At 31.7% G+C, this 2,821-nt stretch carries 4 protein-coding genes; 3 read left to right on the top strand and 1 reads right to left on the bottom strand.

All coding sequences use genetic code 11. The annotated features are described in order from the left end of the window. The coding region (locus tag ACJML3_RS03995) for a hypothetical protein (RefSeq protein WP_406020834.1) at positions 1-202 on the bottom strand (202 nt) is incomplete at its 3' end. A gap of 402 nt (positions 203-604) precedes the next feature. Here ACJML3_RS03995 and ACJML3_RS03990 point away from each other — a divergent pair. From ACJML3_RS03990 to ACJML3_RS03980, 3 genes are all read left to right on the top strand, one after another. After that, positions 605-1,156 (top strand): hypothetical protein, encoded by a 552-nt coding sequence (locus ACJML3_RS03990; protein WP_406020832.1) that lies wholly within the window; start codon positions 605-607, stop codon positions 1,154-1,156. 9 nt (positions 1,157-1,165) lie between these two features. After that, positions 1,166-1,855 carry a hypothetical protein gene (locus ACJML3_RS03985; RefSeq protein WP_406020830.1) on the top strand — a complete coding sequence of 230 codons (690 nt, stop codon included), beginning with the start codon at positions 1,166-1,168 and terminating at the stop codon, positions 1,853-1,855. Between the two features lie 138 nt (positions 1,856-1,993). Continuing rightward, a partial coding sequence (locus tag ACJML3_RS03980; protein WP_406020828.1) for a DnaB-like helicase C-terminal domain-containing protein occupies positions 1,994-2,821 on the top strand: 828 nt, incomplete at its 3' end.

Here is a 2,821-nt window from a genome sequence, read left to right as displayed (position 1 = left end):
ACAGTTCTAAATCAGTAGTAGTAACAACCAGATAGAAATTATCTGAAAACAGATAAGGTGCATCAGTTAAAAGAGTTTTCATTTCCTTAATGATTTCAGTTTTACATTCATCATAAGACAAAGCACCTCCATGATTAAGAGTACACATTTCTTTTTGATGATCGTCTATTACTTTGAGAATAAAATTATTTTTAAAACGCATATTGTTACCTCTATCAAATAATATACAAAAAGTATGTTTTAATTCTATCAAAAATATATATATTAAGTATATATGATTTTGGATCTTTTTATAATATCAAAATGGTATAATGTTATCAAAAAATGATATTTATATTTGTATCATTTTGGCATAACGCTATACTAAAACAATATAAATTATTATACCAAAACCATTGAAACAAAATATACATAATGGTACAATCGTTTATACCGAAATGGTATAAATAAATACAATAAGATAAACAATAAGACATAACAATAAGAAAAAACAAAAAGACAAACAATAAGATGACAGTATGCGGACACATACACTTTTTTTATTTTTTTTATTTTTTTTATTGAATAAAATACATAATTATTTGCACACAAAAACGAGGCTAAAATGATCAAAAACATCCCACTAAGCAGAGATCCCAGAATTAAAACCAGTTCAGAAAGGATCTTTCTAGGTCTGTTATGGATCTTAACCAAACAGAACACGCAGGAGGGGTTTATTCTGAAAGAAGATCTGGATCTGCTGGGAGGCTCGCAGACTTATAATCGCATTTCAAAGCGACTATCAGAGCAAAAAATCGTGTCTTATGTTGTACGTGGGATCGGAACAACAAAGCACCGATATTTTCAGATTATTGATCCTGAAATTATTGAAGAGTTCAAAAACACGTCAAAAACGCTCAAGGAGCGAAAAAAGATCGAAAGTGGTACTCAGATACCACCAAGCACTCAAAAATCAATCCTGTGCAATTCTGATAGCGATTTGAGCGATATTTTTTTACAGGTAGGTAATCGACTTCACAAAGATGGAATTATTGACCTAAAAAAACTGCGTGTAAATCTTAGTTTTGAGATTGAACGTTTTAAGAAATATTACAACGGAAAAAATATCAATGAAAAAACCATTGAACAGTGGTATATGAATTTAAAAGGTTTTTAGGAGTAACAAATGGAATTAAAAGACACAGTGGAATTTATATCAGGTTTTGCTAAATCCAGAGGAGCAGATCTTTTTGATTTTGAGATTGAAGAGATTGCATCTGTAATTACACGTTTTGATCGTGATGTGCAGCTTAAAATCTTAAAAAAGGCAACGATCACATCAAAAGGTTATAGAGAAAGAATCGAACAGTTAAGCCGTAATGATGGCTATACAGAATTAGAGTTATTTCATATCGGCTTGGAAATCGCAGGCAATATGTTTAGAGATTGCAATACAGACGATTGCGATATTGTCTTTGCAGATGCAAGGGCGTGTATTGCCTTTAAACTGATTTTTGAAAATTTCAGCAGGTTTTTTGATGCAAAAGAAACAGACAAAGAGCTTTTTTTGTCTGAAAAATTCGCTCGCATCTATTCTGGAGTTAACATTGAAAACCATGTAAATATTCTTGAAAATTACACCATTCAGCAAGGGGAGCAGTTATCAGATAAACGATTTGTGATCTTTGTTGGAAATTCAACAGAATGTGAGAAGATCTGCAATAATACTTATGGTGTTAATAACTGGCAGCGTATTAAGTACGAATTTAAAAAGAAATCTCCACGTAATCAAACAGAAAAATTAAATACTGTTAATAATACGAAAATTATGGAAGAAGATTTTGATACTGCTATAAAACAGCTTAAACAGGAATAAAAGACAAATAATTTTTATAACTATCAAAGCAAAAAAAATCTGCTAGAATTTAATTCCTAACAGATTTTTTAAGAATGATTTTTTAACACTTAAACAAAATCAGCAAGTTGACAGCTTGACTGATAAGGCAATTATAACATGAATAGCTTAGATAAACTACAGGAAAGTGATTTCATCGATCCACAATCCATTGATGATCTTTTTGGTTTTCTGGTAAATCATGGATCAGAGGCTTTAAATGCTGTTAATACTGAAATTTCAGAAAATTCTTTTACCTCTATATCCTATGCAATTTTATTTAAATCTATAAAATCGTATCTGTCTTACAAGTCACAAAGCAGAATTGATTTAGAGGATTTTGCAGAATATCTTAAATACAAATACAAATCATCTGAAGATTTATCGCAGATTATTGATTATCTTAACAGATGCAAAAATCTTACCGTTTCAAGATTATCAAATCTTGATTTAGCAAAAGATAGAGCAATTGGAATCAATCGAGGATCTGCAAAGTATAAGCTCTATAAAAAAACACTCGATCTGCTTAATACTCTAAGCCATGATCCTGCAGATGTTACCAACGGCTATGTTGAACAGGTAAAAGAGCTTGTAAGCGATTTAAATCAGATTTCCGATCTGCAACAGGCAAAAGCCGATTTTGATCTTGCAGAAGTGGTGTTAACAAAGAAATATAAAAATTTTGACAAAGAAGATCTCGAAGATGAACGCATTAAGATCCCAACAGGTTTTACACCGCTAGATCAGGCACTTGACGGAGGCATAAGAAAAGCATCTTATACAGTGATAGGTGCTCGCCCAAGCGTAGGTAAAACCGCTCTGGCAGTAAACATAATGGCAGGCATCATGTTTAATGAGCATAAAAAAGATGATCCCAAGCCGATATTATTTTTCTCACTTGAAATGTCAAGCAACGATATTATTGAGCGTTTATGCGCAGGCTTCACT

Source organism: Succinivibrio sp. (assembly GCF_045124615.1).
In the GTDB taxonomy this organism is placed as follows: domain Bacteria; phylum Pseudomonadota; class Gammaproteobacteria; order Enterobacterales; family Succinivibrionaceae; genus Succinivibrio; species Succinivibrio faecicola.
This window is presented reverse-complemented; position numbering and strand designations above follow the sequence as displayed.